We start from the raw sequence: 24,728 nt of genomic DNA on the forward strand, positions 1-24,728 counted from the left end.
CAACCGCGGAACAATCAGATGCAGAACAGTCCGGAACCGGTCGTCGCCGTCGTGGTGGCGGCCGGTTCTGGCGTTCGGCTCGGCGGTGGCGTGCCGAAGGCGCTCCGCGAGCTGGGTGGCGTACCACTGCTGGTCCATGCCGCCCGCGGCCTGCTCGCCGGCGGCGTCACCCATCTGGTGATCGGCATCCGACCCGGTGACGAGGCCGACTTCGCCCGCGCCGCCGAGCAACTCCGGCTCGGTGCCGACCGGCTCCGGTTGGTCGGTGGTGGCGAGCGGCGACAGGACTCCGTGCGGCTGGCGCTCGCGGCAGCCCGACAGCTGGCCCCGACGGCGCAGGTCGTGCTGGTGCACGACGCAGCCCGGCCGCTGACACCGGCGTCGGTGGTGGCCGAGGTGATCGCGAGCGTACGGTCCGGTGCCCGCTCGGTGGTGCCGGCGGTCCCCGTGGTCGACTCGATCCGGCAGCTGGCCGACGGCGGGTCCCGGGCCCTCGACCGCGCCGGACTGGTCGCCGTCCAGACCCCGCAGGGCTTCGATCTCGCCACGCTGGTGGCCGCCCATGAGCAGGTGGCCGCCCGCGGGCTCGACGTCACCGACGACGCCGCTGCCTGTGAAGCCATCGACGTGCCGACCCGGCTGGTCGCCGGATCCACCGACGCGCTCAAGATCACCAACCACGTCGACCTGGTCGTCGCCGAGCAACTGCTGGCCGACCGAGCTGTCGCGACGTCCGACGGGAGACCCACCTGATGACCCAGATCCGGACCGGCATCGGCACCGACGTGCACGCCCTGCGGCACGGGCGGCCGATGATGATCGCCGGGCTCCACTTCGTCGAGGAGGACTTCGGCCCGGACGGACACAGCGACGGGGACGTGGTCTGCCATGCGGCCGCCGACGCGTTGCTGTCGGCGGCCGGACTCGGCGACCTGGGCAGCAACTACGGCACCGCTGACCCGCAGTGGCAGGCGGCCCCGGGGGTCGCCTTCCTGACCGAGACGGCCCGGCGGGTCCGCGAGGCCGGCTACGAGGTCGGCAACGTCGCGGTGCAGTTGATCGGCAACCGACCCCGGATCGGGGAGCGACGGGGTGAGGCGGAGCAGCTGATGTCGGCGGCGATCGGCGCCCCGGTCAGCCTGTCGGCCACCACCACCGACGGTCTCGGCATGACCGGCCGAGGTGACGGCATCGCCGCCATCGCGACGGCACTCGTCACGCGGGAGCCGTGACCTACTGAACCGTCTCCTCGGGGGCGCTGAACGTGTTGCAGCTGCCGACGGCGTCGGTGCTCAGTCCGGTCGACGCCCAGTAGACCCGCGACTCCGACTGCGGGTGCGTGGTCCCCGGCCGTGGGCTGCCGGCTCCGGCACGGTCCCGTTTGAACGCCTCGACGTCGGCGTCGGTCAGCCCGAGTGCGACCGAGGCGGTCCGCATGAACAACCCCGCGAAGCAGTCGGCCTGGGCCTCCGAGCGGCGGTTCATGGTCATCGACTCGGCCTCGGAGGTGGCGGCCCGTCGCAGCAGGTGGTTCGAGATCAGGATGCCCGTCCGACCCTGGACGTGGTGGCCGAACTCGTGGCCCATCACCAGGTCGACCCCCCAGCGTGACTCGGCGATCGACGTCCTGGCCAGGTGGTAGTCGTTGGCGTAGTAGATCTGCTGGTCGCCGGAGCAGTAGACCGCGTTCTCCATCGGCAGCTCACCGCACTTGGTGGTGACCTGCGACGAGTACACCGTCACCGACGGACGCGGCAGCTCGTAGCCGGCCGCCTCCAGTGGCACCACCCAGGCACCGTGCAGGCACCCCATCAGCTCGTTGAGGTGCACCTCGATCTGCTCGTCGCTCGACGCGTTCAGGTCGATCGGCTCCAGCTCACACTTCACCGGCGTCGGGATCGCCTGCTGGTACAGCGGATTCTCGGTCAGGAAGGCGTTGGCCTCGGCGCCGGTCTGCGGTTGCGGCAACGGCCCGGGCGCCGCGTCGACCGGTGGCGGGGTGTAGTCCTCGTTGACGTACCGGGTGTCGCCGCCGCCCGTGGTCAACGCGACGATGATCAACACCGCGATGGCGACCACGACCAGCGCGATGCCGGTGATCAACACCACCAGCAACGGCTTGCTCCGGCCGGCCGGACGGTTCGGCCCGGCCGGTCGGTTCGGTCCGCCCGACCACGCCGGTGCCGAGGCCGGCTGCTGGGCCGGGAATCCGTTGCCGGCAGGGAATCCGGCGCCGGGGAAGCCCTGGCCGGCGAACCCGGAGGATGCGGCCGGAGCGCCCCAGGCGGACTGGGCGGGCCGACCGTACGGCTGAGTCATGAGCTGAGCGTACGGCCCGTCGGGGGCTGTGCCCACCCCTGACGGCCGAACCGGTCGCGGGAGTTGTCCGAGCCGTTACTCGACGGTCTCGGGAGGTGCGGTGAAGGTGTTGCAGGCACCGATGTCATCGGTGCTCATGCCGACCTGCGACCAGTACGTGCGCGACTCCGACATCGGGTGGGTCTTGCCGGGCTCCGACGAGCCGAGGGCCCGGAAGACGGCCTGGAAGCTGGTCAGGTCGGCCTGTTCGATCCCCAGCGCAGGTGAGGCCGAGCGGATGAACAGCCCGGCGAAGCAGTCGGCCTGCGCCTCCAGCCGACGGTTGATCCGGTACGCCTCCTCCTCGGTACTGACGGCGTTCATCAGCGCGAGCCGGGCGTTCAGGATGCCGGAGCGTCCCTGTACCGCATGGGCGTACTCGTGGGCCATCACCAGCTCGGCGCCGTACCGGCTCTGCTTCAGCTCGGGGATGGCGTCCTGCAGGTTGTTGGAGTAGTACACCTGCTGGTTGCGGCTGCAGTAGACCGCGTTCATGTCCGGCAGCTCACCACACGGCGTGTTGACGGTGGTGCCGCCCTGGTAGACCGTCACCGACGGCCGCGGCATCTCCTGGCCCACGGCCTCGAGCGGGATGACCCACGCACCGGTGAGGCACCCCATCAGCACGTTCATGTGCTCCTCGAGCTCGGCGTCGGAGACGGCGTCAAGGTCGATCGGCTGCAGGTCGCAGGCCACCGGGGTGGGGTAGGTCTGCCCGTACAGCGTGTTGTCGGAGGTCCAGCTCTCCGCCTCGCCCATCGTGGTCGGTTGCGGCAACGCCGACGGCGCCAGGTCCGGCGGCGGGGGCGTGTAGTCCTCGTTGACGTAGCGGGTCTCGCCGCCCGCGTTGGCCAACGCCACCACGATCAGCACCGCGATCCCCGCCACCACCAGGCCGATCATCGTGATCAACACGATCGACAACGGATTGCGCTTGGAGCTGCCGCCGGAGGGACGGCCGCCACCGGGCTGCGGAGTCGCCACCGGCCGGCCGGCCGGTGCCGTCGACGGTCGGTGCTGCCAGTACGGCTGGGCCTGACCGCCCGCGCCGGGCTGGCCGAACCCTGTGGACCCGAAGCCGGACCCGGATGATGGTTGGCCGCCCCAGGTGGTCGGCTGCTGGCCCGGGCCCGGTGGCCCCCAGGACTGAGGAGAGGACATGGGAGAAGATTAGTGCAGCCTCGGGTCCGCTGCTGACCATGCCGTTGTGGAATAGTGTGCTCGACACACGTTGGCGGTAGGCCTGCCCCGTCGGCGCGTGCCGCGACTTCTCTGTTCTGTCCGAAAGGCATGTGCTTCCGTGAAGACCACCCCCTCGACGGCATCACGTACCGCCGTCACCGTGTTGCTGATGGTCGCCCTGGCCGTCACCCTCTGGGCTTCGACCAGCAGCAGTGCACGTGCCGAGACCTCGATCTCCGACCTGACCGTCACCGGCAAGTTGTCCGCGGACGGTGTGCTGACCGTCACCGAGACCTACACCGTCGAGGGGACGCTGCCCGACACGTTCACCAAGCGGTTCGCCACCCGGGAGAACGGCGTCGGTGACGTGCAGTACGTCCAGGAGCTCAGCGACGTCACCGCGACCGTCGCCGGCCAGCCCGCCGAGGTGACCCTCGACGTCCAGCAGGACCACACGAACATCGACGTCGCGACCGCCGGTGGGGCGGGCCCGCTGACCCTGTCGTACACGGTGCGCGGTGCGGTCCGCGACGAGGGTGACAGCCACGTCTTCCAGTACCGCGTGCTGCAGGGGCTGCAGTTCGCCGTGCAGCGGGTGACCGCGACCGTCGAGGCGCCCGCCGTCGCCCAGGGGATCCGCTGCTACGCCGGTGCGCCCAACTCGACGTCGGCCTGCCGGATGGCCGCCCAGGGCACCCACGACAACCCGCACCCGACCTGGGTGGACGGGCCGCGCGGTCCCGGTGAACAGGTGACCGCGATCGCACCGTACGCACCGGAGGACGTCGCCGCCTCGGCGATCGTCGACCACCGCTGGTCGCTGGGCCGTGCGTTCGGCGCCGGCCCGGCCGAGCTGCTGTCGGCGCTGGCCGTGCTGTTGATCGGTGGCCTGGTGCTGTGGACCCTGCACCGTCGGGCCGGCCGCGACGCCCACCACGGCGACAAGGTCGAGAAGGTCGGCGAGTTCGTCCCGGTCGGCGACGGCGAGTCGGAGTTCCAGCACTTCGGTGCGGTCCGGCCCGGTCACGTGGGCACCGTCTCCGACGAGCGGGTCGACCCGATCGACGTGACCGCGACGATCCTCGATCTCGCGGTGCGGGGTCACCTGCGGATCACCGAGCTGCCGCGGGAGCGCGAGTTCGCGCAGGCGGACTGGCAGCTCACCCGCCGCGAGGGCACCGACGAGCTGGCCAAGTACGAGGCCGAGCTGCTCGACGCGGTGGCACCCGTTGGTGAGGGGGAGCGCGTCTCCCACCTGGCCGAGCGGGTGCCGGCCAAGGTGGCCGACCTGCAGGACGCGCTGTACGACGAGGTCGTGGCCCAGGGGTGGTACGACCGGCGTCCCGACGAGACCCGCAACTCGTGGCTCACCTACGCCCTGGTGGCGTTGGTCGTCGCCGTGGTCGGCACCGGCCTGCTGGTCGCGTTCACCACGTTCGGGTTGCTCGGTCTCGCGCTGGTCGCGGTCGCCCTCGGTCTGGTCTTCGTCGCCCAGGAGATGCCGGCCCGGACGACGGCGGGCGCCGCCCTGCTGCAGGGCCTGGGGCGCCTCAGCCACGAGCTGCACAACCACTCGACCAGCGAGATGCCGAAGGGCCGGGAGTTGCACGAGCTGTCGGAGGTGCTGCCGTACGCCGTCGTGCTCGGTGGTGCGGACCGGTGGCTGGACGCACTGGTCGCCGCCGACGGCGACGACGATCCCGACTCCACCGACCTCGACTGGTACCACGGGCCGGAGAACTGGCACCTGCGCGACCTGCCCGACTCGCTGCGCAACTTCATCACCACCGTCTCCGGCACGCTGTTCAGCCGGTAGGGCTGCCGCAGCCCTCAGCCGACGGGCGCCACCCCCGTGGCCGGACGGTACGGGGGCCGGCTCAGGCTGCGCCACATCCGCACGGCGGTCCCGCGCTCGTCACGGTCGATCGTGAGGTCGTCGGCCAGCGCAGCGATCAGGGCGAGGCCACGTCGCGGCGGGCCCGGATCCGGTCGGCCCCACCGCCCGGCATCGGTGACGCAGATCTGCACGCCGCCGTGGCGCACCTCCGCGCGGCACCGCACCGTGCCGTCCCCCGGGCCGCCGTGGGCGACGGCATTGGCGGTGGCCTCGCTGAGCAGGAACTCGACGGCGTACTGGTCGCGGGGATCCAGGTGCAGGTGTCGGCTCCAGTCGTGGACCTGCCAGCGCAATCGGCCCAACCGGCCGGGGACGCGTGGAATCGTCACGTCCAGGTCCGCGTCGAATCGACTCTGCGCGACCAGCACGGCGCCGGCACCGTCGTCGGTCAGGGCTCGAGCCAGCCGATCCGCCAGCGGGATCGGGGTGCCCACCGTTGGCGCGGCGATCAGCTGGGCGCCCTGTCGGTCCGGACCGCCGGCCGGCGGCGGGGTCTGCAGCACCAGCAGCTGATCGGGTCGCACCGTTGAAGCCGGCGCCGAGCGCGGGAGCCGACCGCTGCCCGGACGACCGCCCTGTCCGATCGGGAAGTCGTGGGACCCCGCGAGGTCGAACACCGCACCGGCCGCCCGCCCGAGGGTGACGCCGTGGAGGAGCGACCGCTCCGGACCCACCAGGACGAGCCCCAGGTCGGTGCCCGGCCCGTACCGCCGGGTGGTGCTGTCCAGCTCGCGGGCGATCTCGTGAAGGTCGAGCCCGGTGGCGGACGCGGCCCGGATCCGTTCCCGGAGTTGCCGCGCCGACGACATCGTCGTGTCGTCGCCACCGTACGACCGACCGAGCGCCAGCACCACCGATCCGTCGGGTCTCGGCGCCAGGTCACACCAGCCGACACCCTGCTCACGCCCCGGACGAGGCCGGTCATCCAGGCCGACGGCCACGTCCAGCCCCGTGAGCACGGGTATTCGATTGTCGTGCTGCGCGTCCACGACGGTCTCCTCCCGTCGACCACGGTGATCCGGTCCCGGAACCGGTCCAGTGCCTGCCCCGGCGATGGTGCGGTACCCAATCAACCGGCAGAACAACGAGCGTCGCCCACGAGGGGAGGCAGGACCCAACCCTTGCCTGATCGTGGTCCGGCTGCTTGACTGGAGGCGCAGGTTGAGCCAACAGCCGCTGAACGCTTCGTCGAGAGCGAGCGCGCGATGTCTGCTTGGACCGCACCCCTCCCCGTCATCCCGTCGCCCACCGACCCATCGCCGTTCGCCCCGGACCGGTCCGGCGACGAACGCCAGCTCCGTACCGAACGGACGGCTGCCCTGTACGCGGAACTGGGCACCGGTACTGAGGAACGGGACGCCGAACTGCTCGACGCGGTCGTCGTGTGCAACCTGCCGGTGGCGGTCAGCCTTGCCCACCGCTACTCCCGGCGTGGTGAGGAGGACGACGACCTCGTCCAGGTGGCCGAACTGGCCCTGGTGGAGGCGGCCCATCGTTTCGATCCCGATCGCGGGGACTTCCTCGCCTTCGCCGTACCCACGATCCTGGGCAGCCTGAAACGACACTTCCGGGACCAGGGGTGGACCATCCGGCCGCCCCGTCGGCTGCAGGAACTGCAGACGCGGTTGAACCGGGCGTGGCCCGAGCTGGCCCAGTCGCTGGGTCGTACCCCCACCAACGACGAGTTGGCCGCCGCGGTCGACGGGGATGCCCACGACGTGTCGGAGGCCGCGGGGACACGGGACTGCTACCGGCCTGCGTCGTTGGACGCCACGGTCTTCGACGGGGCACCGTTGTCGACCACGGTGGCGCAGCAGGAGGACGGATTCGACGTGGTCGACGTGGTCACCACCCTCGGGCCCGCGTGCCGCCGGCTGTCGCCGACGGACCGGCAGCTGCTGTGGCTGCGGTTCTTCGAGGAGCGCACCCAGCGGGAGATCGCCGAGGAGTTCGGGGTGAGCCAGATGCACATCTCACGTTCGCTGGCACGTATCCTCGCCGAACTGCGCGATCTCGTCACCGACGAGCCCGAGCCCCAGGCCTCCTGAACGGACCCGTCGGCCGGGTGGTTCGCAAGGTCGGTCCCGGGGTACCCGGTGGTCATGACTGATCAACTGCGGGGCAAGAAGGTCGCCTTCCTGATGGCGAACTCGGGTGTGGAGCAGGCTGAACTGACCGACCCGTGGGAGGCCGTGCGCCGGGCCGGTGGTGAGCCCGTGCTGATCGCTCCCGAGCGGGGGCAGGTGCAGGCCATGTACCACGACGTGGAGGCCGGGGACACCTTCGACGTCGACCTCACCGTGGCCGAGGCGTCGGCGGGCGACTACGCCGGGTTGGTCATCCCGGGCGGCACGACCAACCCGGACCAACTGCGGATGCAGTCCAAGGCCGTCGGCCTGGTCCGGGCCTTCGTCGCCGAACGGGTCCCGGTGGCAGCCATCTGCCACGGGCCGTGGATGCTGGTGGAGGCCGACGTGGTGGACGGGAAGTCGCTGACCAGTTGGCCGAGTCTGGGCACCGACATCCGCAATGCCGGCGGTGACTGGCAGGACGACCAGGTGGTGGTGTGCGGCGCCAACGACTGGACGCTGGTCACCAGCCGCAGGCCCGACGACCTTCCGCAGTTCTGCACGACCTTGGTCGACGAGTTCTCCGCCACGCCGGAGTGATCGTTTGGGCACCCGCACACGAACCAACGACGACCGATGATCGACGACGAAGGAGCACATGATGCCGCAGCAGGCCTGGAGCAAGAAGCGGGAACGTCAGTACGAGCACATCAAGGAGAGCGCGCAGGATCGGGGCACCGGGGAGGAGCGGGCCGAGGAGATCGCCTCCCGGACGGTGAACAAGGAACGTGCGCGCAGCGGTGAGGCGAAGCAGCGGAGCCGGTCGTCGGTGAAGGACGTCTCGTCGGGGCACCGCGGCGGGAAGCGGTCGCACCAGGGGCCCGGTGGCCCGACGAAGGAACAGCTCTACAACGAGGCCAAGCAGCGTGGCGTGGAGGGTCGTTCCACGATGTCCAAGGCTGAGCTCGCCAAGGCCCTGGGGCGGTGAGCCCATGCGTGCCCTGACCTGGCAGGGGCGACGCACGGTGTCGGTCGACACCGTCGACGACCCGCGTGTCGAGCAACCCACGGACGCGATCATCAAGGTGAGCAGTACCAACATCTGTGGCTCGGACCTTCACCTGTACGAACTCCTCGGCGCCTTCATGGAACCCGGCGACGTGCTGGGGCACGAGGCGATGGGCGTGGTCGAGGAGGTGGGGACCGAGGTCGGCGACCTGGCGGTCGGCGACCGGGTGGTGGTGCCGTTCCAGATCTCGTGTGGTCATTGCTGGATGTGCGACCGGTCGTTGTACACCCAGTGCGAGACCACGCAGGTGCGGGAACAGGGCAGCGGCGCGGCGCTGTTCGGCTACTCGAAGTTGTACGGCCAGGTGGCGGGTGGCCAGGCGGAATACCTCCGTGTGCCCCAGGCCCAGTTCACCCACGTCAAGGTGCCCCCCGGCCCACCGGACGACAGGTTCATCTACCTGTCCGACGTCCTGCCGACGGCACAGCAGGCCGTGGCCTACGCCGACGTCCCTGACGGCGGGACGCTGGTGGTGCTCGGCCTGGGACCGATCGGCGACATGGCCTGCCGACTCGCAGCGCACGGTGGTCTCACGCCGAACCGCACAGTGGGTCGGGTGATCGGTGTCGACCGGGTGCCCGAGCGGTTGGCCCGGGCACGGGCCCGTGGGATCGAGACCGTTGACCTGCGCGAGCACGGCGACGACCTGGCCGATCTCCTGCGTGACTGGACCGAGGGGCGCGGGCCGGATGCGGTGATCGATGCCGTCGGGATGGAGGCGCACGGTTCACCGGTGGCGGGCCTGGTCCAACGGGCTGCGGGCATGCTCCCAGGTGCGGTTGCCGAACCACTCATCTCGCATGCCGGTGTGGATCGGATGGCCGCCCTGTACGCCGCCATCGACATCGTTCGGCGTGGCGGCACGGTCTCGGTGATCGGCGTGTACGGCGGCATGGTCGACCCGATGCCGATGATGACCATGTTCGACAAGCAGGTCCAGCTGCGGATGGGGCAGGCGAACGTGAAGCGCTGGGTCGGCGAGCTGTTGCCGCTGTTGACCGACGCCGACCCGTTGGGCGTCGACGACTTCGCCACCCATCGCCTGCCACTGGCCGAGGCCCCGCACGCCTACGACATCTTCCAGCGCAAGGCCGACGGCGCGGTCAAGGTCATCCTGAAACCCTGAGTGGCTGCCCCGGTCGGCCCCGGGGCGGCCACTACCATGTGGGCGGTGAACGCTGAGCAGACCAGGGCCACGGCCGAGTTGATCATGGGCCCACAGCCGGGCACCGAGAAGCAGTGCCCGCTGGACGTCGAGGTGGTCGAGGACGTCGACCTGGGCAGCTATCGGCGGCAGCTGCTGCACTACCGGTCCGAGCCCGACCAGGTGCCGGTGCCGGCCTACCTGTGCGTGCCGGCCGACGCCTCGGCCGAACGGCCGGCGCCGGCGGCCCTCTGCCTGCACGGCACCAACGACGTGGTGGGCCACGGAACCGTTGTGGGGTTGGGCAACGGGAACTGGCGCGGGTATGCCAGCGAGTTGGCCCAGCGGGGTTGGGTGACGCTGGCACCGGGGTACCCGCTGCTGGCGAACCACCAGCCCGACATCCTCGGTCGCGGTTGGCAGTCCGGGACGGCGAAGGCGATCTGGGACAACCGGCGCGGTCTCGACCTGCTCGCCTCCCTCGACGTCGTCCGGCCCGGGCCGGTCGCAGCCATCGGGCACTCACTGGGCGGCCACAACTCGGTGTTCACCGCGGTGTTCGACGAACGGATCGGTGCGGTGGTGTCGAGCTGCGGGCTCGACTCGTTCGTCGACTACATGGGCGGCGACGAGGCCATCTGGCAGCCGGGGGAGGGATGGACCCAACTGCGGTACATGCCGAAGCTCGCCTCGTACCGTGGTCGGCTCGACGAGATCCCGTTCGACTTCGACGATCTGTTGGGGGCGCTGGCGCCCCGGCCGGCCCTGGTGATCGCGCCGACCCATGACCACAACTTCGTCGCCGACAGCGTCGACCGGGTGGTGGCCACCGCCCGAGCCGCCTACCGCGGTGCCGGCGCCCCGGATGCCTTGCAGGTCTGGCATCCCGACTGTGCCCACGACTTCCCGCCCGAGGTGCGTACGAAGGCGTACGACTGGCTGGCCGATCAGCTGGGCGGAAACTGAGCGGTGGCCACCACGGCACGCGACCTCCGCCGTCGGACCGCACGGTTCGAGTTGATCATGGGGGCTGTCGCACTGCTGCTCACCGGTTACGGCGCGCTCACCTTCGGACGCTGGGGCGGCGAGAGCACCGTCGAGATCACCCTGACCTTCGGCGTGTTGATCATCGCTCGATCCCGAGATGGCCCCGGCGCTGTCGCTGTTCCTCTACCTGCTGCTCGCCCACACCTGCTTGCTGCTGGGTGTCTTGGCGTGCGTCCTCGTGCTGGTTCCGCTGGAGCTCGTCGGTCGCGGTCCGCTCAGACTGCTTTGCGGTGACCGCCGGGCCGGTGGACTGGTGCTGATGGGTCTGTGGATCGGGTTGGTCACGGTGTTCGCCGTGGTCGGCGCGCTGGCGCTGGACGACCTGCCACACCCCGCCTTCGCGCTGATGGCGATCCTGGCGGCCCTGATCGGCGTCGACGGCAACTACACCGTCCGGTCGCCGCTGCTGCTGTGGGTGACCCGGATCGTCGGGATCGTCCTGCTGGCACCGATCCTGGCGGCCTGGGCGGCGACGTTGCGGGCCGATGAGGCTGACTAGGGTGGGCGGATGACACCTCCGCTCGACCCGGCCGACACCTCTCTCGCAGCGCATCCCCGGCTGTACCTGCCCGGTGGCCGCCCGACGATCACCACCGAGACGTCCCGCCGGATCGCCACCCGGGTCCAGGAACTGGCCGACGCATTCCTGTCGGCCAGCGACCGGGACGAGGTGCCGGCCACCCACAACGGACACCTCATCCGGGCCCGGCGGATGCATCGCCGCATCGTGACGCTGCTGGCGCAGTGGCGGGTCAGCGGCGATCGGCGGTACCGCGACGCGGTGCTGGATCACGTCGCGGCGATGGGGCGTTGGGAGTACTGGTCCTGGATCACCTGGCGCCGGAACGATCCACGTCCCGAGGCGATCTTCGACCTGAGCTACGGCGAGAACAGCACCACGTTGGCGTTGGTCCATGATCAGCTGTACGACGACCTCACCGATGCCGAACGCCACCTGATCATCGTGCAGGCCCGTGACCGCGCCCTGCGGTCGTTCCTGGCCGTCGTGGAGCGCGGTGAGGCGTGGTGGCTCGGCAAGGACGACTCCAACTGGAACACGGTCTGCGCCGGTGGGGCGGGCGTACTCGCGCTGAGCCTGCACGAGGACCTCGCCGAGGCCCGGGCGGCGTTGCCGATCGTCGAGGAGTCGATCACCCCGTTCATGACCTCGCTGGAGCGCACCGACGGTGGTTGGCCGGAGGGCATCGGCTACTGGGCGTACGGGATGACATGGGCGTTCACGTACCTGCGCAGCCACGAGCGTGCCACCGGGCGCCCACACCCGCTGCTCCGGGCCGAGGCGACGGCCGCCACGATCGAGTTCCCGCTGGACTTCTGGCCGTACGGACAGCCGTGCAGTTTCGGTGACTCCAACCACTTCAGCCTGTCGCCACTGCACCTCCACGTCGCCGCCGAGCTCGGCTGCAACGCCGCCGTCGACGCGGTCCGTACGCTGGTCCGCGACGGCGCGTTCGAGACCGAGTACGAGTCCCGACCGCTGGCCGCCGAGGCCCTGTTGCTCGGTGCCGGGGAGGACGATTCTGCTGCCGGGGCAGGGAACGCGGCCGATCCGGTGCGCAGCTATCCCGGCCTGGGGTGGGTCCGACTGGCGGACCGGTGGCCCGAGCCGCGGCTCTACCTGGCGATCCGGGGCGGCAGCAGCGGGGTGCCGCACGGCCACCGTGACCTGTTGAGCTTCCACGCCGTCGTCGACGGCGAACAGTTGATCGAGAACCTGACCCCGCACGAGTACCTCGACACCACCTTCGGGCCGCGCCGCGAGGAACTGTTCGAGATGGCGCCGGTGAGCAAGAACGTGCCGTTGATCAACGGGGTCGGCATCGTCAACGGGGTCCACGTCGTGCCGCAGCTGGTCGACGTCGACGGCTTCCCCGGCGTGCTGCTCGACGCCACCGAGGCGATGGGGGTGGCGCGCGGCGACGAGCCGCTGGCCGACCGGTGCACCCGGCTGTTCGTACACTTCGGCGACCGGGCGGCCCTGGTGCTCGACCAGTTCGACCTGGCCCACGACGGCCGGGTCGAGACCCGGTTGCACAGTCCGGCCGAGGTCGTCGTCGGCGGGCACCGGGCCGACATCAGCCGAGGTGAGGCGCAGCTGACGGTGGCCCACGCAGCGGCGAGCGACGCCCCCGGGCTCGACGACTTCACCCTGGTCGCCAGTCCGACGACACCGACCACCCCGGGGGAGGAGGCGACACTGCTGCGGTGGCACGGGCCGCACGCCTTGGGCCGACGGTTCGTCACCGCCACCCTGCTCGCCCGCGGTCGGGTCGACGCCGGGGTGGCGTTGGACCTGGCCGAGGACGGTACGGTCCGGGTCGAGCTGTACGTCGGTGACTGGCGCCATCGGTTCGACCCGGCGACCGCCCGCGGCTGATCCGTCCGGCTCGGCTCAGAGCTCGAGGCCCGGGTACAGCGGGTGGGTCTGCAGCAACTCCGCCGACGCCGCGCGGACCCGATCGGCCACCCCGTCGGCAAGGATGTGCTTCGCCTTGCCGGGTGCACCGGACTTCGTGGGTGCCGGGGTGGTCTGCGACAACACGTCGACGATCAGTTCGGCGACCCGGTCGAAGTCGGCGGCCGCGAAGCCGCGGCTGGTCAGAGCCGGCGTGCCCAGCCGGACACCCGAGGTGTACCAGGCACCGTTCGGGTCGTTGGGGACCGAGTTGCGGTTGGTCACCACACCCGCTTCGAGCAGGGCCGACTCCGCCTGCCGTCCGGTGAGCCCGTAGGCGCTCACGTCGACCAGCACCAGGTGGTTGTCGGTACCGCCGGTCACCAGCGTGGCGCCACGGGAGGTGAAGCCCTCGGCCAGTGCCTTCGCGTTGTCGGCCACGGCCTGGGCGTAGGTCTGGAACTCCGGGGTCCGGGCCTCGGCGAGCGCCACGGCCTTCGCCGCCATCATGTGCGACAGCGGACCACCCAGCACCATCGGGCAGCCACGGTCGACGCTCGGTGCGTACTCCTCGGTTGCCAGCACCAGCCCACCGCGCGGGCCGCGCAGCGACTTGTGGGTGGTGGTGGTGACGACGTGGGCGTGCGGCACCGGGTCCTCGTCGCCGGTGAACACCTTGCCCGCGACCAGCCCGGCGAAGTGGGCCATGTCGACCATCAGGGTGGCGCCGACCTCGTCGGCGATCTCGCGCATCTTGGCGAAGTTGACCCGGCGCGGGTACGCGGAGTAGCCGGCGATCAGGATCAGCGGCTTGAACTCACGGGCCTGCGCGGCAACCGCGTCGTAGTCGAGCAGTTGGGTCTCGGGGTCGGTGCCGTACGAGCGCTGGTGGAACATCTTGCCCGAGATGTTGGGCCGGAACCCGTGGGTCAGGTGGCCGCCGGCGTCGAGGCTCATGCCCAGCATCCGCTGTTCACCGAACTTCTTGCGCAGCACCTCCCACGCGTCCTCGTCGAGGTCGTTCATCGACTTCACCCCGGCCTCGGCCAGCGCGGGGGTCTCGACGCGGTGGGCCAGGATCGACCAGAACGCGACCAGGTTGGCGTCGATCCCTGAGTGGGGCTGCGCGTAGGCGTACTCGGCGCCGAACAGCTCGCGCGCGTGCTCGGCGGCAACCGACTCCACGGTGTCGACGTTCTGGCAACCGGCGTAGAAGCGGTGCCCGACCGTACCCTCGGCGTACTTGTCGCTCAGCCAGTTGCCCATCGTCAACAGCACGGCGGGGGAGGCGTAGTTCTCCGAGGCGATCAGCTTCAACGACTCGCGCTGGTCGGTGAGCTCGGAGCGGATCGCGCCGGCGATGCGCGGTTCGACGCCCTCGATGACCTGCAGGGCGGACTGGTAGGCGGTGCTGGCCAGCTGGCTGGTGGTGTCTGACACGGAAGGGCTCCTGGGCGGTGACGCGACGTACGGTGAGCCAACCCTAGCGCCGCCGGGCCGGTCCGCCGCCGGGTGCCTGATGGGTAGAGTCGCCGACGGGGTCACACCGCGTCGTGCCCCTGGGGAGGAAGCCATGGGGAAGCCACGTCGCCGTCAGGTCGGCATCGCGCTGATCGGCTCCGAGGTCATCTCCGAAGGCGTCGAGGAGGTGCTCGACAACCTCGTTCATCGCGCCGGGGCGACTGCGGTCTCGATCGGCCGCATGCTGGTGCGCCCCGCGCCGGAGGGGGTCGGTCGGTTCGAGCCTCCCACCGACGGTGGGGCGAGTGTGCGGGTGCTCGACCGGCCGCTGTTCGGCCACCGCACCCTCTGGGTCAAGGGCGCACCAACCTGGCATCCCCGGTCCGAAAACTTCGCCGGCGGGCCATACCACCCGCCACGGGGGACCGAGGTCACCGACACCGACGGCCCACGGGTCGTCGAGTTCCTGACCCGAGCGGCTTCGGCCGGGCTGGGCTGTTCGGTGCAGCTCAGTGCCTCGACCCCGCCCGGGCTGCGCGACGACGACCGGCCCCGGCTGCCCGATGGCGCGCTGCCCGCGGGCATGGTGCGGACCGGCAGCCTGGCCAGTCCGGCGGTCCGGGAGTGGAATGCCGCGGTGGTGCGGGATGTGCTGGCGGCGTTGCCGATGCTGACCGAGCTGCGCATCGACTACGCCGAGTACCCGTGCTACACCTTGGACGAGGTCTTCACCGACTTCTCCGACCATGTACGGGACTTCTGCGACCGGTCACCGGTCGCGCCCGACTTCGACCGGGTGGTCGAGTCGGCGCGGGGACTGCACCGTCACCTGACCGGTGATCTCACCGATGCCGGGCTGCAGGCCTCGATCGACCACGGTACGTCCGCGCTCGCCGACGCCGCGGGGGTCGACCCGGACGGACTGCTCGGCTGGCTGCAGTTGAAGCGGTTGCTGGCGGCCGACATGGTGGCCGACTGGCGCCGCGAGCTCGACGTCGTGGCCGGGCCGGCGGTCGGCCTGTCGGTCAACGGCTTCGCCGCTCCGTTCGGGCGGGTGACCGGCTTCGACCCGGCAGGGCTGGCGCCGTCGGTGTCCTCGGTGGCGCCCAAGCTGTACGGCATGCACTGGTCGATGATGGTGGACGGCATCGCGCGCCGACTGCTGACCGACAACCCAGGAGTCGATGAGCGGCTGGTGGTGACTCTGCTGGCACGCTTGGCCGACCTGGTCGACGATGATCACCTCCGCGGCCTGGTGGACTTCGGTTACCCGGAGCCAGACGAACCGCATCCGGTCACCCCGGCGGCACTCGAGCGCAAGATCGCGGCGGCGGTGGCAGCTTCAGGCGGGGTGCCGGTCCTGCCGTTGGTGCACGGCTACGGTCCACTGGACGACTTTCGAGCCCGGCTCGAGGTGGTCGCGGCGAGCGACGCCGCCGGGGTCTGGATCAACCGGTACGGGTACCTCAGCGACGCGAAGCTCGATGCGATCGGTGAGGTGTTCGGCGACGTGGATTCGTGATGACCGGCCGGATCGTTCGCACGCGCATGGTCAGGGCCCGACCGGTCATCACTGGCTTCACTCTAGGAGTTGAAGTGCACTTGAGGTCAACCGCAGGGCGATGAGGCCTTCGTCACGTCGGCCTCAGTGCTGCTCGTGGGCGCCGGTGGCCGCCAGGGGGCCGTTCTCGACGCAGCTGGCGGCCGTGACCCCGAGCAGCAGAGCGACCGCGGGAGCCCCGGTGATGATGCCGAACACCAGCGCCGAGGGGTGATCCCCGGATTCGACGAGGAGCCAGACGACCAGGGCTCCGATGGTGATCGCTGCGGTCAGGGCAAGCCCGTTCGAGCGGGTGAGGCTGAAGGTGATCACCCCACAACTGAGGAACAGGCTGACCAGGAGGACCACGATCACGATGCTGAGGGTCCAGGTGCCGCCGGTGGACACGGCCAAGCCCAACCAGGCCAGAGTGGCCAGTCCGGTCAGCAGCAGCGCACCGCCGCCGGCGATGGTACGGACGAGTTGAGGGAGCGAAGTGGTCGTTGTCATGCCCGTGACATGCGTGAAGCGCCTGAAAGGTTGTCACGGTCGGTCGAACTCGTTGCCCGGTCAGTACGCCACGGCCACCAAGTTGGCGAACAACTCCTCGGGGTCGACCTCGTGGCCTCGGCGGGTGAACCAAGTGCACACGTTGACCCAGTCACGGTGCAGGAAGTCCATCCCCGAAGGGTTTCCGGCGATGTCGACCACCTGGGGAAGGTCGATGATCACCAGCCGATCCGGAAGGGCCAAGATGTTGTACGGGGACAGGTCGCCATGGGCGAGGCCGACCTCGGTGAACAGTTCCATCGCCGCCACCAACTGGTCCCACCACAGCCGAAGCTGATCATGGTCGGGGCGGGTGTTGACCAGCCGCGGTGCCGGCTCTTGGTCGATCTCGATGTACTCCATCAGGATCTCGGTGCCGTCGATCTGCACCGGATAAGGCACCGGGGCGCCGAGTGACCACAGTCGACACAAGGCGTTCCACTCCGACACCGCCCACTGGCCGGCGATCACCTGTCGGCCGTAGGTGGTCTTGCGCTTGATCGCTCGGTTGTCGCGGCTGCGTCGGGTCGTCCGGCCATCGGTGTAGGCTCCCGCGCGACTGAAGTCACGGTGCTCAGCACTGCGGTAGCGCTTGGCCACCAGCAGGCTGCGGCGGTCCGGATCATCGGGGACGGCCCGTTCCAGCAGGAAGCAGTCTGCCTCCTTACCGGACTTGATCACACCGAGCTCGGTGTCGATCGCGGCGTTGTCGGTGACCACCCAGCTCGGTCGGGGTTCCGGCCCGCGGGCCAGTCGCTCGACGTCGAACCAGGTCGACCAGCGTTGGTTGTCGTTCAGCTCATCTGTCGGGACGTACTCGAAGGTGAATTCTTCAGCAGGCATGGGGTTGTGGTGCTCCTGAGCGGGAAGGAATGTGGCTGGTGGCAGCCGAGGACAGTCGTTGACATGTCAGGCTCCTTCCGTCGGGGCACCCGTGGCAGGTACGTCTGCCACCCATGCTCGGGCCCTGCCGCGTGGCGGCGCAACCGGATTTCCGCCGGCCGTCGCTCACGCGGTACGGCCCGGTGTCGTCAGGCGATGGCGTCGGTGATCGGGGTGTCGCCGTCGTTGTACGCGTACGACCGGCCCGCCGTGGCCGGGTTCGCCAGCGCCGCGGCGATCGTGGCGGCCACGTTGCCCCGGCTCACCTGGCCGGACTCGGTGTCGGTGACGCTGATCCGGCCCGTCGGCTGCTCGGTGGTGAGCCCACTGGGCTGCAGGATCGTCCACGCCAGGTCACTCCGCCGCAGGTGGGCGTCAGCTGCGGCCTTCGCTTCTGCATAAGCGAAGAACGAGCTCTCGGGGTCCACCCCGTGGTCGGTCCGGGCGCCGAAGTAGGAGACCATCACGAACCGTCGCGCGCCCACCGCCGCCGCGGCGTCCATGGCCCGGATCGCGGCGTCCCGGTCGACGGCGCGGGTGCGCTGCGGGTTCCCGCCGCCGGCGCCGGCCGACCACACCACCGCGTCGAAGCCGCGTAACAGTTCCTCGGTGCCCGCCGCGTCGAGCTGCTCGACGTCGGCGGTCCGGGCGGTCGCCCCGGTGGCCTCCACCTCGGTGACGTGGTCCGGGTTGCGGATGATCGAGGTGACGCGGTGGCCGGCCTCCACCAGCAGCGGGGCGGCGAGCATCGCGACCTTGCCGTGTCCGCCGATCAGGGCGATGTCGAAGCTGTCATGGTTCGAGGTGTCAGTGCTCATGTCGGTTCAACGGTGACGGTGCCCGCAGGCATTCCCCCGGGCGGGCCAGCAGCCCCGTGGAGCTGATGGACGTGGCAGGCGGTGAGGGTGATCCGGTCGGAGGGATCCATGCTCGGCTGCCCCGGGCCTTCGACCACCGTCGTGAACTCCAGCTCGATGCGGCTGGTGTGCACGGGCTCACCGCCGATGTCGGAGGGTACGTCGAAGATCCACTCGGCGGTGGCCGGCCGACCTGCCGTCGGGCCCACCCGGACCCAGGGGGATCGCTGCGGCCGACCACGGGCCTCGCCGGTCCGGTCGTGGTGCTGTGTGCTGAACCGTAGCGTGCCGCGCGCGGTGTCGGCGGGGCACCAGAATTCGAGCAGCAACCCGTACCGTCCCGGTGTCAGCGCCAGGCGCTGACCGAGACCGCCGCTCGACACGCCCGCAGCCACCACGCCGCGTCCGTCGCTGCCGAGTCCCAGGACCCCCGTGGGAGGCTCGTTCACCTCCCAGCCCGCGAGTCCGTCGCGGAACGCCGCATTGACCAGCAGCCCGTCGCGCTGCAGGGCGACCAGCCTGATCAGTCGGGCGAGCCAGCCGACCGTGTCGGCCGGCGGGTCGGTCGGCTCACCGGGCAGTTGGGCGAGTGCGTCGAGGGCGTCGGCCGTGTGCGTCCGGTGGCGATCGGAGGCCCGGAACCAGGCCAGCAGGGCGGCGACCGCACCAGGCCCGAAGGTGGCGTTCAGGCCAGCGCGTTCGAGGACCGTCGGCAGGTGGGCAGCGGCACGTGTTGCCCGGTCCGGTGTGATGTCGTGGAGCAACGTCAGGACCGCCGTCCCGCCCCGGTACCGCGACACCATCGCGGTGAGCAGTTCACCCGCCTCGTCGTCGGTGACCGGTGTGGTGGGTGGCGTCAAGGACGCCAGGCGTCGGTGGTACGCCGTGGCAGCCGCGTAGTAGCGCCACTTCCCCTGCAGCAGCGCGACCCGATCGCCCTGTCGTCGAGTGGGGGTGAGCGCCGCAGCCGCCTCGAGGTGGCTGCGACTCACCGCCTGGTCGCGTTCGGTGACCGGGTCGAGGTAGCTGGGGTCGTCGAACCTGAGGTAGTCCGACCGTACGGGTGCGTCACGCCAGCGGGAGAGCCACCTGGTCCGGGGGATCCGATCGGTCCAGAACTCTTCCCAGTGCCGGTAGTACGCCGCCAACTCCGGACCACCCTCGGCTCCGGCCACCCGGTCGCACCACTGTTCGAGCAGCGTCGTCGGATCGAGTGTGGGGTCCCACATCAGGCGCATCGCGAGCCACACCTGTGGCCCTCCGCCCCAGTCGGGCCACGTCTCCGCGAAGTGGTGGACCACGCCGTGGTCGGCGGCGAACCGGTAGTTGGCCGCGAGCTGGTCGATGGCCACCTTGGGGACCATGTATCCAGCTCCGTGCAGGTACTCCCACCAACCGAGTTCGCGTGCTCGTACCGACCATGACTCGGTCAGTCGGCGGCCCCGGTCACCGAGCTCGGGCACCGACCAGGTGATGCGGTCGCCGGTGATGAACGGCACCACGTTGGGATGGAGGTCGAAGTCCGGTGGGTCGAGGACGTCGTGGTAGGCCAGCACGCCGAACTTCGTGTCCGGATGGTGCACAGCCACCTGGTCCGCCACGCGGTTGACCCAGGTGAAGTAGGCCTGCGAGGCATCCGGGAACCCGGCGGAGTTCCGGTTGCCGGTCGCCACGTCGGCTGCATGGAAGCCGCTGTAGTCGTTGACCGCCAACGACACCGAGTGGGCCTGCGGATCGTCGTCGAGGTGCTGAAGGATCTCGTCGACGGCCGCGGCGGTGGTTCCCGGATCGGTGAAGCGTGGCTGCCAGCCGTACCGCAGTGTCAGGTCGGCGTGCGGCGGGTACCACTCCGGGTGGGTCGTCGCGTACCTGGTGGGCGGCAGGATCCGCCACATGGCGTGTCCGAAGTCGATGTCGCCGTGCAGCCGGTTGCGCCGCCCCCAGGTGAAGGACTCCGGCCCGCCGAGTCCGGTCGGTGTCATCATCGCCATGATCATTCTGGACGACGTGGCGGGGCGATGCGTCTCGTGCGCCAGGCGGGCCGTGAGATCACGTCGTCGCGGGATGTCAACCCCGTCCGGTGAGGGCAGCAACCAGCTCGCCCCGACGAAGCGCTCCAGAAATTCGACGACGGCGAACTCGGTGCCGGTGGGTGTCGGGCCCACCAGGGTGAGGCCCCGCCGGTCGGGATGGAGGACGAAGCCGTCCGGAGGTAGCTGCCGGAGCTCCTCGAGTCCGCCTGCGGCCAGGAAGCCGGGGTGGGCGCCGACCTGAATCAGCGGTACGTCCCGGGACACGGTTGTCGCGTCGGTTCGTAACCGGAGTGTGGCGCCGGTCGCGGAACGAATCGTGTCGATCAGCAGGGCGGCCGCCTCACGGGTGCTGCCGTCGGCGTCCGGGGCAACCGTGACGTGCGCGATCGGTCTGCCCTCCCGGGTCACCGGGACGTGGTACTCCCTGGACGCATCCATGCCAACTCCTCGGCCTGCTCACGATCGTTCCACGGCTTCCGACCAGGCGGTGGGACGATGATCACCTCGGTCGGAATCTGCATAATGCGGTAGCCTATCCGGCGATGGCACCGCCGCCATCGGCTTCACCGGAGAGGCACCTGCCATGTTCACGTTCCGCCGCAGTCTCACGCTGCTCTGCACCCTCGTGCTGTCGCTGGCCATGATGTCCGGCTCGGCGTGGGCCGAGGATCGCGACATCCGCTCGGTCACCGGGGTCAACGGCGAACTCACCGTCCGGTTCGCCGGGCCGGGTACGCGCTCCCTGGACGACTTCACGATCAGCTACGTCGACCGTGGTGGCGTCACCGCGGTGACGCCGATCCAGATGTGGCCGACCGACGGGGGACGAGAAGTACGGATCCAGGTCCCGGCCCACACCCCGCAGCGCGACACCCCGGCGACCTACCGGGTGAGTCATGCCGGGCAGGCCGAAGTGCCGAGTCGACGGTTCGTCATCCGGCCTGGCGTCTCCCTGGTGCTGGACGGAGTGGCACACGCGGTGCTGGTCCGTCCGGCTGCCGCCAGTGATCAACTCCGCACCGACGTCGAGGACCTGCGTCGGCTGATCATGGTCGCGACCGGCGTCCAGCTCGACGTGATCGAACCTGCGGGGGTGGCGGGCGCCAGGGCGGACGGGTTGATCCCGATCCGGGTCGGCACCGCCGCTCCCGACCGGCAGCCGGAACTGCAGGAGGCGTTGACGGGACTCGGCGAGCAGGCGTACGTGATCGACAGTGCCGCACAGGGCATCACCCTGCTCGGTGCCTCCGAAGCCGGCACACGCCACGCCGTCACCGAGTTCGCCGAACGCTTCCTCGGCGTCCGGTGGCTGATGCCCGGCGAGCTCGGCGAGGACGTCCCGGACCGCCCGCAGTGGATGGTGCCGCAACTGCGGGCCGTGGACGCCCCGGCCATCGAGTCCCGGGTGATCCACCCACTGCACAACCCCGGTCGCACAGAACAGTCCATCCAGAACCACGCCTGGGGGCAGCGGGCCCGGGTCGCGTCCACCATCGAGGGCTACAGCCACAACCTGTGGCGCATCTTCCAGCCGCGGCCGGGTCAGCCCGCCGAAGACTGGCCGACCACCCATCCCGAGTACTACCCGATCCTTGGTGGGGAGCGGCACATCCCGACCAACACGGTGCGCTGGCAACCGCACTTCTCCGAGCCCGGGACGGTCGACGCCGCCGTGGCCTGGATCAACGACTGGTTCGACGCCAACCCGGAGGTGACCTCGTTCTCCCTTGCGGTGAACGATTCCGGCGGTTTCGCCGAGTCCGAACCGGAGCACCCGAACAACCCGCGCCGCAAGAACTCGTTCGGCTACGACGACCTGTCCGACGTCTACTACCAGTGGGTGAACGAGGTGGTGGCCGGAGTGCTGGCCGAGCACCCGGACAAGTGGTTCGGCCTGCTGGCCTACCGCGAGGTGGCCGACCCGCCCTCGTTCGCGCTGCACCCGCGCGTGGTGCCGTACACCACGAAGGAGCGTCTCACCTGGATCGACGACGACGTGCGCGAGCTCGGCCACCAGCGGATGGCGGCATGGCGTGAGGTCACGCCCAACATCGCCTTCTACGACTACGCGTACGGGGCGCGCTACATGGTGCCGCGGGTCTACCCGCACCAGATGGCCTCCTACCTCCGGTACGGCGTCGACCACGGGCTGCGCGCCTACTTCGGCGAGTCCGACCCGACCTGGGGTGAGGGTCCGAAGCTGTACGAGACGGCCCGGCTGCTGTGGAACCCGTACCGCAACGTCGACGCCGACCTCGACGACTGGTACCGGCGCACCGGGGGACCGGCAGCAGCACCGTACCTGCGCGACTACTTCACGCTGTGGGAGGACTTCTGGACCCGTCGGGTCACCGAGACCTCGTGGTTCCAGTCCCGCAAGGAGATCACCTACCTCAGCTTCTACATGCCGACCTACCTCGAAGGTGTCACCGCGGCCGACATTGCCACCGCACGCAGCCTGCTCGAGGCGGCCCTGGCCGCCACGGTGACCGAGGCACAACGGGCGCGGGTGCAGCTGCTGCTGAAGGCGTTCGAGTACTACGAGGCCTCCGTGCTCAGCTACCCGCGGGAGGTGACGCCACCGCAGACCTCGGCCGACGCGCTGGCCCTGGTCGACCGGATCGAGCAGTTGCCGGAGTCGGTGGCCTTCGCCCGCAAGCGCGTCGAGCTGTACGAAGGGTTCGCCGACGATCCGTACCTGCGCCCGCAGAAGACCCTCACCTCGCTGCGGGCCGAATGGTCCGGCCTGCAACCGAAGGTGTTGTGGGCCCTGGCCGGCTACGTGGCCTCCGGCGACGGGACCGACGGTCCGGTCCGGGAACGCCTGCAGGCGCTCACCTCGGACGAGGAGCCGCTCGTCGCACAGTACGCCGCGACGATCCTGCAGGCTGCCGACGGCAACTGGGCCAACCGCAACCCCTCCTTCGAGGAGGGGGGCACCTCCGCCGCCGGCTGGGAGTCGGTGGTGCGCAACTACGGGGAGTTCCGCCGGGTGGAGTCGGGCACGGCGGCCCTCACCGGGGCGGCCGGGATCGAGGTGCACGAGTTCTACGCCGGCGAGCTGGTGCAGACGATGCCGGCGCGGCCGGGGCTGTGGGCGGTCCGGCTGCACCACTTCGTGTCGACCGACACCCAGACCGTCGGCGACACCTGGCTGACCCTGCGGCTGCTGGACGCCACCGGTGGTGAGCTGGGCGTGGTCACGAGTGCGCGCACCCCGTTCATGGAGGGCAAGGGTCGATGGCAGACCCAGACCCTGGCGGCACAGGTGCCACCCACGGTGGACGGCGTCGAGGTCGCCGCGGTGAGCGTGTCGGTGATGGTGAACGGCTTCTTCGAAGGTGGCCACCTGTACCTGGACGACTTCCAGGTCGTCACCGCCGAGCCGGTGCAGACGGCAGCCGTCACCGGTGTCGAGCTGGCAGCCGGCGAGCCGGGCACCGGCGCGGTGACGGTCGCAACGACCGGGGTGACCGACCCGCCGACCGCCCAGGACTTCACCGTGCAACGGATGGTCAGCGGGCAGACCCCCACCACCGTGGTGCCGACCGACTTCAGTTGGGACCCGGACACCGGTACCGCGACGTTCACCCTCGACCTGCCCGAGCCGAAGCCGTGGGACCAGGAGGTCGGCGTCGGCGTCGCCCACCGGGAGTCCCTGGTGGCATGGTCGGGCCAGCTCACCGTCACCGGCACGGCAGTCGACTGGACCCAGGTGGCCGCCAACCCGTCGCTCGAACAGTGGCCTGATGCCGGCTCGCCGCCCACGGACTGGACCTACTGGCGAGGCGACCGCTTCCGCCGGACGACCGATGCCAGGACGGGGCAGTACGCCGTCGAGTGCACCGGCTTCAGCGCGGCCGAGAACGAGACCGGTGGCGGTGGGCCACGTCAGCTCGACATCCCGATCACACCCGGCCAGTACCTGGCGATCGCCCGCTTCCGCGCACCCGTCGGGACCAGCGGCACGATGCGGTTGCGGGTCCGGTTCCGCGCCGCCGACGGCACGATCCTGGCCAACGTCGCCGGCGAGAACGTCGCGGTGTCCGGTTCCCGCGGGGAGTGGATCACCCTGGGCCTCGACACCCCGGTGCCGACCATGATCAACGGGCGGGTCCCGGTCACGGCCGACCTGCTGTTGATGTTCCAGGACATCCCGACCGGCAGCAGCGTGGTCGCCGACGACGTGGAGTTCGTCCGCGCTCCCTGAGCACCGTGCCGGCC

20 protein-coding genes are annotated in these 24,728 nt (G+C 70.3%); 12 read left to right on the forward strand and 8 right to left on the reverse strand.

The genetic code is table 11. The features are described 5' to 3' along the window. Positions 1 to 18: 18 nt before the first annotated feature. Positions 19 to 753: a 2-C-methyl-D-erythritol 4-phosphate cytidylyltransferase gene (gene ispD / locus ACQBAU_RS03465; RefSeq protein ID WP_434550208.1), complete on the forward strand. Its 735-nt coding sequence runs from the start codon at positions 19 to 21 to the stop codon at positions 751 to 753. Then, the gene (gene ispF / locus ACQBAU_RS03470) at positions 753 to 1,232 is read left to right on the forward strand and encodes a 2-C-methyl-D-erythritol 2,4-cyclodiphosphate synthase (RefSeq protein WP_465255185.1); all 480 of its coding nucleotides are present in this window, start codon (positions 753 to 755) and stop codon (positions 1,230 to 1,232) included. Before ispD ends, ispF begins: the two co-directional genes overlap by 1 nt. Before the next feature lies 1 nt (position 1,233). Here ispF and ACQBAU_RS03475 read toward each other — a convergent pair whose 3' ends face one another. Both ACQBAU_RS03475 and ACQBAU_RS03480 read right to left on the reverse strand, forming a co-directional pair. Next, entirely contained in the window at positions 1,234 to 2,319 is a 1,086-nt protein-coding gene (locus ACQBAU_RS03475; protein WP_434550206.1) for a neutral zinc metallopeptidase, read from the reverse strand. 75 nt (positions 2,320 to 2,394) lie between these two features. Then, positions 2,395 to 3,519: a neutral zinc metallopeptidase gene (locus tag ACQBAU_RS03480; RefSeq protein ID WP_465255184.1), complete on the reverse strand. Its 1,125-nt coding sequence runs from the start codon at positions 3,517 to 3,519 to the stop codon at positions 2,395 to 2,397. A gap of 139 nt (positions 3,520 to 3,658) precedes the next feature. On the opposite strand from ACQBAU_RS03480, the gene ACQBAU_RS03485 reads away from it, so the two are divergent. Beyond that, positions 3,659 to 5,356 (forward strand): DUF2207 domain-containing protein, encoded by a 1,698-nt coding sequence (locus ACQBAU_RS03485; RefSeq protein WP_465255183.1) that lies wholly within the window; start codon positions 3,659 to 3,661, stop codon positions 5,354 to 5,356. A gap of 14 nt (positions 5,357 to 5,370) precedes the next feature. Here the strand turns inward: ACQBAU_RS03485 and ACQBAU_RS03490 are convergent, their stop codons facing one another. Continuing rightward, positions 5,371 to 6,396, reverse strand: a complete 1,026-nt coding sequence (locus ACQBAU_RS03490) for an ATP-binding protein (protein WP_465259448.1) — start codon at positions 6,394 to 6,396, stop codon at positions 5,371 to 5,373. A 246-nt stretch (positions 6,397 to 6,642) separates the two neighbouring features. On the opposite strand from ACQBAU_RS03490, the gene ACQBAU_RS03495 reads away from it, so the two are divergent. The 7 genes from ACQBAU_RS03495 (at position 6,643) to ACQBAU_RS03525 (ending at position 13,164) form a co-directional block, all read left to right on the forward strand. Continuing rightward, positions 6,643 to 7,485 (forward strand): sigma-70 family RNA polymerase sigma factor, encoded by an 843-nt coding sequence (locus ACQBAU_RS03495; protein ID WP_434550202.1) that lies wholly within the window; start codon positions 6,643 to 6,645, stop codon positions 7,483 to 7,485. A gap of 54 nt (positions 7,486 to 7,539) precedes the next feature. Continuing rightward, positions 7,540 to 8,106, forward strand: a complete 567-nt coding sequence (locus ACQBAU_RS03500) for a type 1 glutamine amidotransferase domain-containing protein (protein WP_434550201.1) — start codon at positions 7,540 to 7,542, stop codon at positions 8,104 to 8,106. Between the two features lie 58 nt (positions 8,107 to 8,164). Continuing rightward, the gene (locus ACQBAU_RS03505; protein WP_434550200.1) at positions 8,165 to 8,494 is read left to right on the forward strand and encodes a plasmid stabilization protein; all 330 of its coding nucleotides are present in this window, start codon (positions 8,165 to 8,167) and stop codon (positions 8,492 to 8,494) included. Between the two features lie 4 nt (positions 8,495 to 8,498). Further along, positions 8,499 to 9,701 (forward strand): zinc-dependent alcohol dehydrogenase, encoded by a 1,203-nt coding sequence (locus ACQBAU_RS03510; protein WP_465255181.1) that lies wholly within the window; start codon positions 8,499 to 8,501, stop codon positions 9,699 to 9,701. A 45-nt stretch (positions 9,702 to 9,746) separates the two neighbouring features. Then, entirely contained in the window at positions 9,747 to 10,685 is a 939-nt protein-coding gene (locus ACQBAU_RS03515; protein ID WP_465255180.1) for an alpha/beta hydrolase family protein, read from the forward strand. Between the two features lie 178 nt (positions 10,686 to 10,863). Continuing rightward, positions 10,864 to 11,265, forward strand: a complete 402-nt coding sequence (locus ACQBAU_RS03520) for a hypothetical protein (protein ID WP_465255179.1) — start codon at positions 10,864 to 10,866, stop codon at positions 11,263 to 11,265. Between the two features lie 9 nt (positions 11,266 to 11,274). Then, the gene (locus tag ACQBAU_RS03525) at positions 11,275 to 13,164 is read left to right on the forward strand and encodes a hypothetical protein (RefSeq protein WP_465255178.1); all 1,890 of its coding nucleotides are present in this window, start codon (positions 11,275 to 11,277) and stop codon (positions 13,162 to 13,164) included. Between the two features lie 15 nt (positions 13,165 to 13,179). Here the strand turns inward: ACQBAU_RS03525 and ACQBAU_RS03530 are convergent, their stop codons facing one another. Further along, the gene (locus tag ACQBAU_RS03530) at positions 13,180 to 14,622 is read right to left on the reverse strand and encodes a glycine hydroxymethyltransferase (RefSeq protein ID WP_465255177.1); all 1,443 of its coding nucleotides are present in this window, start codon (positions 14,620 to 14,622) and stop codon (positions 13,180 to 13,182) included. Positions 14,623 to 14,755: 133 nt separating this feature from the next. Here ACQBAU_RS03530 and ACQBAU_RS03535 point away from each other — a divergent pair, with 133 nt between their 5' ends. Beyond that, the gene (locus tag ACQBAU_RS03535; RefSeq protein WP_465255176.1) at positions 14,756 to 16,165 is read left to right on the forward strand and encodes a hypothetical protein; all 1,410 of its coding nucleotides are present in this window, start codon (positions 14,756 to 14,758) and stop codon (positions 16,163 to 16,165) included. A 123-nt stretch (positions 16,166 to 16,288) separates the two neighbouring features. On the opposite strand, the gene ACQBAU_RS03540 is transcribed toward ACQBAU_RS03535, so the two are convergent. From ACQBAU_RS03540 to ACQBAU_RS03555, 4 genes are all read right to left on the reverse strand, one after another. Then, positions 16,289 to 16,693 carry a hypothetical protein gene (locus ACQBAU_RS03540; RefSeq protein WP_465255175.1) on the reverse strand — a complete coding sequence of 135 codons (405 nt, stop codon included), beginning with the start codon at positions 16,691 to 16,693 and terminating at the stop codon, positions 16,289 to 16,291. A gap of 60 nt (positions 16,694 to 16,753) precedes the next feature. Then, positions 16,754 to 17,575, reverse strand: coding sequence for a serine protein kinase RIO (locus ACQBAU_RS03545; RefSeq protein ID WP_465255174.1), 822 nt, complete (start codon positions 17,573 to 17,575; stop codon positions 16,754 to 16,756). Between the two features lie 188 nt (positions 17,576 to 17,763). Beyond that, positions 17,764 to 18,432 (reverse strand): NAD(P)-dependent oxidoreductase, encoded by a 669-nt coding sequence (locus ACQBAU_RS03550; protein ID WP_465255173.1) that lies wholly within the window; start codon positions 18,430 to 18,432, stop codon positions 17,764 to 17,766. Next, positions 18,429 to 20,942, reverse strand: a complete 2,514-nt coding sequence (locus ACQBAU_RS03555; RefSeq protein ID WP_465255172.1) for a DUF4838 domain-containing protein — start codon at positions 20,940 to 20,942, stop codon at positions 18,429 to 18,431. Before ACQBAU_RS03555 ends, ACQBAU_RS03550 begins: the two co-directional genes overlap by 4 nt. 145 nt (positions 20,943 to 21,087) lie before the next feature. Between ACQBAU_RS03555 and ACQBAU_RS03560 the strand changes: the two genes are divergently transcribed. After that, positions 21,088 to 24,714 carry a DUF4838 domain-containing protein gene (locus tag ACQBAU_RS03560; protein WP_465255171.1) on the forward strand — a complete coding sequence of 1,209 codons (3,627 nt, stop codon included), beginning with the start codon at positions 21,088 to 21,090 and terminating at the stop codon, positions 24,712 to 24,714. Positions 24,715 to 24,728 lie beyond the last annotated feature (14 nt).

Source organism: Carbonicoccus niuqiaonis, from assembly GCF_050157065.1.
Classification (GTDB): Bacteria; Actinomycetota; Actinomycetes; order Propionibacteriales; family Propionibacteriaceae; genus Avipropionibacterium.

Bases quoted from the DNA above. Each gene is read 5' to 3' on its own strand.
- ACQBAU_RS03510 (WP_465255181.1), top strand. From the start codon at position 8,499: ATGCGTGCCCTGACCTGGCAGGGGCGACGCACGGTGTCGGTCGACACC.
- ACQBAU_RS03525 (WP_465255178.1), top strand. From the start codon at position 11,275: ATGACACCTCCGCTCGACCCGGCCGACACCTCTCTCGCAGCGCATCCC.
- ispF (WP_465255185.1), top strand. From the start codon at position 753: ATGACCCAGATCCGGACCGGCATCGGCACCGACGTGCACGCCCTGCGG.
- ACQBAU_RS03495 (WP_434550202.1), top strand. From the start codon at position 6,643: ATGTCTGCTTGGACCGCACCCCTCCCCGTCATCCCGTCGCCCACCGAC.
- ACQBAU_RS03560 (WP_465255171.1), top strand. From the start codon at position 21,088: ATGTTCACGTTCCGCCGCAGTCTCACGCTGCTCTGCACCCTCGTGCTG.
- ACQBAU_RS03500 (WP_434550201.1), top strand. From the start codon at position 7,540: ATGACTGATCAACTGCGGGGCAAGAAGGTCGCCTTCCTGATGGCGAAC.
- ispD (WP_434550208.1), top strand. From the start codon at position 19: ATGCAGAACAGTCCGGAACCGGTCGTCGCCGTCGTGGTGGCGGCCGGT.
- ACQBAU_RS03505 (WP_434550200.1), top strand. From the start codon at position 8,165: ATGATGCCGCAGCAGGCCTGGAGCAAGAAGCGGGAACGTCAGTACGAG.
- ACQBAU_RS03540 (WP_465255175.1), bottom strand. From the start codon at position 16,693: ATGACAACGACCACTTCGCTCCCTCAACTCGTCCGTACCATCGCCGGC.
- ACQBAU_RS03550 (WP_465255173.1), bottom strand. From the start codon at position 18,432: ATGAGCACTGACACCTCGAACCATGACAGCTTCGACATCGCCCTGATC.
- ACQBAU_RS03535 (WP_465255176.1), top strand. From the start codon at position 14,756: ATGGGGAAGCCACGTCGCCGTCAGGTCGGCATCGCGCTGATCGGCTCC.
- ACQBAU_RS03480 (WP_465255184.1), bottom strand. From the start codon at position 3,519: ATGTCCTCTCCTCAGTCCTGGGGGCCACCGGGCCCGGGCCAGCAGCCG.
- ACQBAU_RS03520 (WP_465255179.1), top strand. From the start codon at position 10,864: ATGGCCCCGGCGCTGTCGCTGTTCCTCTACCTGCTGCTCGCCCACACC.
- ACQBAU_RS03555 (WP_465255172.1), bottom strand. From the start codon at position 20,942: ATGGATGCGTCCAGGGAGTACCACGTCCCGGTGACCCGGGAGGGCAGA.
- ACQBAU_RS03545 (WP_465255174.1), bottom strand. From the start codon at position 17,575: ATGCCTGCTGAAGAATTCACCTTCGAGTACGTCCCGACAGATGAGCTG.
- ACQBAU_RS03475 (WP_434550206.1), bottom strand. From the start codon at position 2,319: ATGACTCAGCCGTACGGTCGGCCCGCCCAGTCCGCCTGGGGCGCTCCG.